At 53.5% G+C, this 6,637-nt stretch carries 7 protein-coding genes; 3 read left to right on the top strand and 4 right to left on the bottom strand.

The window, feature by feature from the left end; translation table 11 throughout:
* Window positions 1-170 precede the first annotated feature (170 nt).
* A complete protein-coding gene (gene rtcA, locus AC1HCM_RS00395) occupies window positions 171-1,241 on the bottom strand; it encodes an RNA 3'-terminal phosphate cyclase (protein ID WP_479459795.1) in 1,071 nt (356 codons plus the stop codon).
* 47 nt (window positions 1,242-1,288) lie between these two features.
* On the opposite strand from rtcA, the gene AC1HCM_RS00390 reads away from it, so the two are divergent.
* Window positions 1,289-2,980 (top strand): chloride channel protein, encoded by a 1,692-nt coding sequence (locus AC1HCM_RS00390; RefSeq protein WP_479459794.1) that lies wholly within the window; start codon window positions 1,289-1,291, stop codon window positions 2,978-2,980.
* Here AC1HCM_RS00390 and AC1HCM_RS00385 read toward each other — a convergent pair.
* Window positions 2,952-4,148, bottom strand: coding sequence for a TRC40/GET3/ArsA family transport-energizing ATPase (locus tag AC1HCM_RS00385; protein ID WP_479459793.1), 1,197 nt, complete (start codon window positions 4,146-4,148; stop codon window positions 2,952-2,954). The two genes, AC1HCM_RS00390 and AC1HCM_RS00385, sit on opposite strands and share 29 nt — an antisense overlap.
* Before the next feature lie 51 nt (window positions 4,149-4,199).
* Here AC1HCM_RS00385 and mog point away from each other — a divergent pair, with 51 nt between their 5' ends.
* Window positions 4,200-4,730, top strand: a complete 531-nt coding sequence (gene mog / locus AC1HCM_RS00380; RefSeq protein WP_479459792.1) for a molybdopterin adenylyltransferase — start codon at window positions 4,200-4,202, stop codon at window positions 4,728-4,730.
* On the opposite strand, the gene AC1HCM_RS00375 is transcribed toward mog, so the two are convergent.
* Entirely contained in the window at window positions 4,725-5,072 is a 348-nt protein-coding gene (locus AC1HCM_RS00375) for a hypothetical protein (protein ID WP_479459791.1), read from the bottom strand. The genes mog and AC1HCM_RS00375 overlap by 6 nt on opposite strands.
* Window positions 5,073-5,111: 39 nt before the next feature.
* Between AC1HCM_RS00375 and tpiA the strand changes: the two genes are divergently transcribed.
* Window positions 5,112-5,852: a triose-phosphate isomerase gene (gene tpiA, locus AC1HCM_RS00370; protein ID WP_479459790.1), complete on the top strand. Its 741-nt coding sequence runs from the start codon at window positions 5,112-5,114 to the stop codon at window positions 5,850-5,852.
* On the opposite strand, the gene AC1HCM_RS00365 is transcribed toward tpiA, so the two are convergent.
* Window positions 5,811-6,637: LptF/LptG family permease (locus tag AC1HCM_RS00365; RefSeq protein WP_479459789.1), on the bottom strand; the 827-nt coding region annotated here is incomplete at its 5' end. The genes tpiA and AC1HCM_RS00365 overlap by 42 nt on opposite strands.

The raw sequence follows: 6,637 nt of genomic DNA, 5'->3' as shown, positions 1-6,637 counted from the left end.
CTCTGAACGGGCTTCAGACCGTCCCTGACATCGGGGATAGCCCTCCCCACGATGACGGACATTGCGTAGTCTATGTAGGACTGCTTGACCTCTTCCTCAATGGGGATTTCTATGATTTCCATTCTCAAGAAAATTATACCACAGGAGCTAAAGCCTTGATAAGCTTGGCTTCAGGGCACAGAGACCCTTATCCTGCCCTCCTGATGTGAAACCTCAAACAGCCCCTCTCCGAGGAACCTCTCACATACCCAGAGGTTGGTTTCAAGGTGTCCCGTGAATGTTGGGACGATGACCTCCCCGCCGGCAAGACCTAACCAGGGAACGAGGTGGTCCGCAAGGTGTCTATCAACGGTGGCTCCGCTCTTCCAGTCCTCCAGAAGCTTGAGCGCACACTCCCTGCCGACCTCCTCCGCCGGTTTGCCTTTCTTCCCGAGGCTGTCCGCACCCAAAATGTTCCCGACATCATCCTCAAGCCAGAGGGTTACACTCGTCCCTATTGAAGGAGAGGATACATACTGCCTGTAAACCTCGGGCTCAGGTAGACCTTCCTTTCTGAGAGGCTCAAGGGCTCCAAGGACCTGCCTCTCCACAACCTTCCTCTCCCTCAGGCTCTCATGGGCTACCGAAAGAAGATGGAGTCTCCTGACCCTCCCCTGTCCAGTCCTGTAAAGCTCAAGCCTACCCCTGAGAAACCCCCTGACACTCTTGAGCTCATAGGCTCCAGAGAAACTGCCCTTCACCCAGAGCCTTACCCTACCACCTCCCGCAGGATAGTAGCCCCTGCGGAGGACCTCAAGCCTCACAAGCTCTGCCACCGGTGATACGTTAGGGAGATAGACGAACCTGAGCCAGTCCACCGTGGGGCTCTTGGGGACCTCCGTTCCACCGCTCACCTCTATCTCAACTTCTCCACTGACGAAGAGGGAAACAGGCAGAATGGTTTGAAAGAAGAGGCTCACCGAAGCAGCTGTCTTTGGGTCAACCCTGTAGGTACCGGGTTTGGGCTTGCCGGGAATATAGGTCAGCTCCATGGAACCGAGGTAGTCTCCCTCAACCTTCGCATCTGCAAGCTCTTTAAGGAGCTTCACTATGTAAAGGTGCTGTCTCTTCAAACCGGGCTTATCCCTCTTAGCCCTGACGTTCTTTATCCTTACGGGCACACTCAGGATAGTGCTTAGGAAGAGGGCAGTTCTAACTATCTGACCTCCTCCCTCTCCGTAAGAGCCGTCTATTTCAAGCATGGGTTAAAATTTTAAATAAAGTGCTTCGCAAGTATGTTCTCCTACCTTTGAGCATAGGAATCGCAACGGGTCTCTTTGCGGTTGCTTTCATATACACCTTAGAGATCGTGAACCACTTCGTCCTTGAACAGCTCGTTGGCTACCTCCAGCCCCTTCCTGCGGGAGAAGGGGTCAGGGAGAACTTCACCCCCCATCCCCTAAGACCCTTCCTCCTTCCTATCACGGTTGCTTTTGGAGGGCTCTTTTCGGGTCTGCTTGCCTACTTCTTGGCTCCCGAATCCGCAGGAGTCGGAACCGATGCGGCTATAAAGGCTTACCACAACAAGGAAAAGCTCTCGGTAAGGTCTTCGGTAGTGAAGCTGATAACCTCAGCCATAACGATAGGCACGGGAGGAACCTCAGGCAGGGAAGGTCCGATAGCCCTCATAGGAGCGGGGGTCGGCTCAAGCGTGGCTGACATCTTCAGATTGAATGAGAGGGAGAGGAGGACCGCCCTGGCGGTTGGCTTGGGTGCTGGCGTCGCAGCTATATTCAAGGCTCCCCTCGCGGGTGCACTGATAAGCGCGGAGGTCTTCTTCAAGAGAGACTTTGAGATAGAGGCTATGATTCCCGGCTTTATCGCCTCAATAACCTCCTATTCGGTCTTCGGTCTCTTCTTTGGCTTCCAGCCAATATTTTCGGTTGATGTCCCCCCTTTCTCAGCGCTCACGCCTACCGATCTGCTCGCCTACGCCGGTCTCGGGGTTGTGTGTGCCCTCATAGTCAGAGCCTTCGTACTGCTGTTTTTCACGGTTAAGAGAAGCTTTGAGAGAGCGAAGCTCCCACCCTACGTAAAGCCTGCCCTCGGAGGATTTGTAGCCGGTTCCATAGGTGCCCTCGTTCCCCTCGCCATAGGAAACGGGTACGGCTGGCTCCAGCTCATAATGGACGGCAAGCTAAAGGACCCCCAGACCACTATGCTCGGTCTGGTGGCTGTTGGTCTCGGCGTCTCCTTTACCCTCGGCTCCGGTGGTTCGGGAGGTGTCTTTGGTCCCTCGGTGATGATGGGAGGACTTGCGGGAGCAACGTACGGAATGGTGCTGAACGAAGCCTATAACCTCTCCCTTAACATAACATCCTTCACGGTGGTCGGTATGGTTGCCCTCTTTGCGGGCGCAGCTAAGGCGCCTCTGTCCACCCTCATACTCATAGCGGAGATGACAGGTGGCTATGAGCTCCTCGTACCAGCCATGATAGCTGTTTTTACCAGCTACTTCCTGAGCGGTAAGGAGAGCATCTTCCCGAGTCAGGTGGAGACACGCCTTGATTCTCCGGCTCACGTTGAGGACTGGGGCATATACATACTTGAGAAGCTGAAGGTCAGAGACTACATGAGAGAGCCTATAACGGTCCTGCCCCACAGCACCGTTGAGGAGGCTTACAGGATAATGAGCGAGAAGCTCATAGGAGGCATCCCTGTGGTCAACGGCGGGAGGCTCGTCGGTATAGTCACCAAGAGTGACGTGCTCGTGCTGAGCGAGGAGGAGAGGAAGGTAAAGAGGATTTACGAGGTCATGACTCCCGAACCCATAGCGGTGACACCAGAGACCAGCCTGGCTCAGGCTCTCAGGATAATGTGGAGCAGAGGCATAGGGAGGCTCCCTGTAGTTGATAAGAGGGGGAGCAGAAAGATAATCGGGATAATCGCAAGAACGGACATAGGAAGAGCTATCAGGGAGTGGGAGATGGGGCGAGCCTGATGACTATGTAGCCGTCCTCCACCTTTGCTCCCACCGGTTCAAGGTCCCTCAGCTTTCTCGGGAGAAGTATGTGGCTTTTGAAGTTCCCGACTCTCACCACTATCTCATCCTCCCCCTTCAGAAGGGAGAGGCTCTCCTTCTTAACGAAGGGTGCCCTCAGCCTTATCCTGTACTCACCCTCCTCATGGACTATCTCGTAAGGCTTTTCCCTGAAGAAAACCTCTGAAGGGTCCCTGTCCCTGTAGATTATGTCTGACAATATCTCAAGCCTCTCAAGACCGCAGACCTCCTCCTCAAGGAGAGGAACCCTGAAGACGGGGACGGGGGAGAAGTAGCCCTCTATCTCCTCAAGGTACCTCTTCTGTATCTCTATCCAGCTCCTCAGATAGGAGCAGTCGCCTGCATCGGGAGGTATGACCTTGTTGACTATAACCCCATCCACGTTAACACCGAAGAGGTTGAAGTACATGAAAGCCCTCTGGCTCTCCTTGAGGACCATCTTCTCAGGATTGGCGACGAGCCTCACCGAGGTGACGTCGGGGTCTATCAGCACCTCATCAACCCCCTTCAACTTCTCGTAGAAGTTCTCAAGAGCCTTGAAGTAAGATTCGTCCGGAAGGGGAACGTCCGAGAGCCTGCCGACCACAGGACGAGCAACCTTCATAACGAGCCTCTCGGTCTTGAAGATCTTCTTCATGTACCACTTCAGGACAGTCGGCATTGATACGAACCTGAGGGACTCTCCGGTAGGCGGGAGGTCAAGGATAAGGACATCATACTCCTTCTCCCTGTAATACTTGTTGACGTAAAGGAGGCTCGTGACCTCCTCCATCCCCGGCAGTATAGCGAGCTCCTCAGCTAAGACCTCATCAAGCCCGGTGGTGTTGAAGAGGAGCTCAAGGAACCTGTAAACGTCACCCCAGTACCTGTCTATCTCCTCCTGTATGTCTATCTCCTGAATGGAGAGCTTATCGTTTATCTCTATCGGGAGCCCCTTGGCTGAAAACCTCTCCCTCTCCGGGATATCAAAGGCATCGGCAAGGGAGTGAGCCGGGTCAAGGGATACGACTATGGTTTTGTAGCCCAGCTGGGAGAGCCTGTAGCCCGTTGCGGCAGAGACAGTGGTCTTACCCACACCGCCCTTTCCAGAGAAAAGGATTATCCTCATATGAGGATATTTTAAAGGACGCCTGACGGCGTAAGGAATAAAATATCTCCTATGGAGGCGGTAATAGGCGTTCTGACAATATCCGATAGAGCTAGCAGGGGTGAGTACGAGGACATAAGCGGTAAGGCTATAATTGACTACCTCAAAGAGGTCATAAAGACACCCTTCAAGGTTGAGTATCGGGTTGTACCCGACGAAAGGGAGCTGATAGAGGAGACCCTCAAGGAGATGGTTGATGAGCTCGGGTGCAGCCTGATACTGACGACAGGCGGCACCGGTCCCGCACCGAGGGACGTAACCCCAGAGGCTACCGAAGCGGTCTGCGAGAAGATACTTCCCGGCTTTGGAGAGCTGATGAGGCAGGTGTCCCTGAAGCAGGTGCCCACAGCCATACTCTCACGCCAGACGGCGGGAATAAGGAAGAGTTGCCTTATCGTGAACCTTCCGGGAAAGCCCCAGTCAATAAGGCTCTGCCTTGATGCTGTATTCCCGGCCATACCCTACTGCATAGACCTCATAGGCGGTGCCTTCATAGACACCCACGAGGAGAAGGTCAGGTCCTTCAGACCCGGAAGGTCATAGGTAGCCGAAGTCCCCACTCAGGTCAGGATTGACCTTTATCCACTTGGGAATGAATCTCTCAGGCTCCTTTACCGGGAAGTCAAAATCCTCAAAGCCCTTCTCCCCTCCGCAGAACCTCGTCCCTATTGCCCTGAAGACCACGTAAACGTCAAGGTCTCCAACCTTCAGATGAAGCCCCTCCTCGGGAGGGTTTCCGAGCTCAGCCCTGAACCTCTTAGCTATAAAACAGCTGAACTTGAGCGTTGGATAAAGTATTAGCACCTTTCCCTCAGAGAGAGCCCTCTCAGAGAGCTCAGGAGGAATGAAGACCTCAGGCGCCCTCGTCCTCTCCTTAACCTCCATGGCTCACCTCCATAGGTATAATTTAGTAAAATCCTTAGCATGAGGCTCATAGCTGCCAACTGGAAGATGAACAAGACCGTGTCCCAGACCCAGGAGTACATAAAAAGCTTCCTCAAGTTCGTTGAACACCCCGAGAGCAGGGAGATACTCCTGTGCCCCCCTTTCACGTCCCTCTACGTTGCCCACCAGATGCTGGAAGGTAGCGGTGTGAAGCTCGGTGCCCAGAACTGCTACTACGAAAAGAGCGGAGCCTTCACCGGTGAGATATCACCTCCCATGCTCAGGGAGGTAGGCTGTGAGTACGTGATAGTAGGACACTCCGAAAGGAGACACATCTTCGGCGAGGATGACGAGATGATAAACAAGAAGCTCATAGCCTGCTTAGAGGAGGGACTCAGACCCATACTCTGTGTGGGGGAGAAGTATGAGGACAGGGAAGCGGGAATGACCTTCAAGGTTGTTGAGACACAGGTGAGGCTCGCCCTATCTGGGATAGAGGACATGAGCGACAGGATAGACATAGCCTACGAGCCTGTGTGGGCGATAGGGACGGGTGTTCCCGCAACACCCGAGGACGCTGTGGCTGTTCACAAGTTCATAAAGGAGCTCCTCAGAGAGATGAACCCGAAGGGTGAAGGAAAGACGAGGATACTCTACGGTGGTAGTGTAAAACCGGCTAACGCCGGTGAGTTTATGAAGCATCCCGAGATAGAAGGTTTCCTCGTTGGAGGAGCCAGCTTAGACCCTGAATCCTTTGCGAAGATCGTATACTCTTTTTAGAAGATAGAGCAGATAAAGGGAGTATCCGACGGAGGCATAGCCGGGAGGGAGGTTAGCCTTATCTATCAAGAGCTTTGGACTTACGGCGACTAGCCAGGATGCGCTCAGATGGATAAGGAAGGAAGCCATCCCGTACCTGAGGCTCCTTCTCCTGAAGAGGGTTGATATAAGTGGGAGGGCGACCATCAGGGGAAAAAGGGACATTCCTCCCCTGTAGAGAACCTCGGAAAGATACCTATTTGCATCAAGACCCACCCTCTCCCCCTTAAGGTAGAGCTTTATCAGGGAGGAAGAGCTCACGTGGGGGATCTTCTCCGCAAAGAGGCTCACCTCCTTGAGGGCTATCTCCGTTCCCAAGGAGAAGTTCATAAGCTCGCTCACCATATAGCCCTCCCTGAAGTTGTAAGCTGAACCCGAATCCACGTATATCACGTTCCCCCTCCAGGAGCCGCTCCCCCCTTCAACCACTTCGCTTACCTTCCCTTTCCTGTCGGTTCTGAGCATAAAAAGTCCCGTGAACCTGCCGCTGGCAACATCAAGGCTGTCTATGTATATGTAGTACCTGCCCCCTGAGGTATCCTTTACAAACCAAAGCCTCTCAACGAGGCGTCCGACCTCCTGCCTCTTCTTGTAAGTCTTCTCAATGTACCAGAGCCTTTTAAACATACCCGGGAAGAAGCTTTCGTTGAGGAGAAGGAAGGAAAAGGACAGAAAGAAAACGAACCAGAGGATAGGGGAGCTGAACCTCAGGGGAGACACACCGAAACTCTGAACGGTAAGGTCTA

It is taken from the genome of Hydrogenivirga sp. (genome assembly GCF_056450045.1).
Note: the sequence above shows the minus strand (reverse complement) of the source record. Positions and strands in the feature narration are given on the sequence as shown.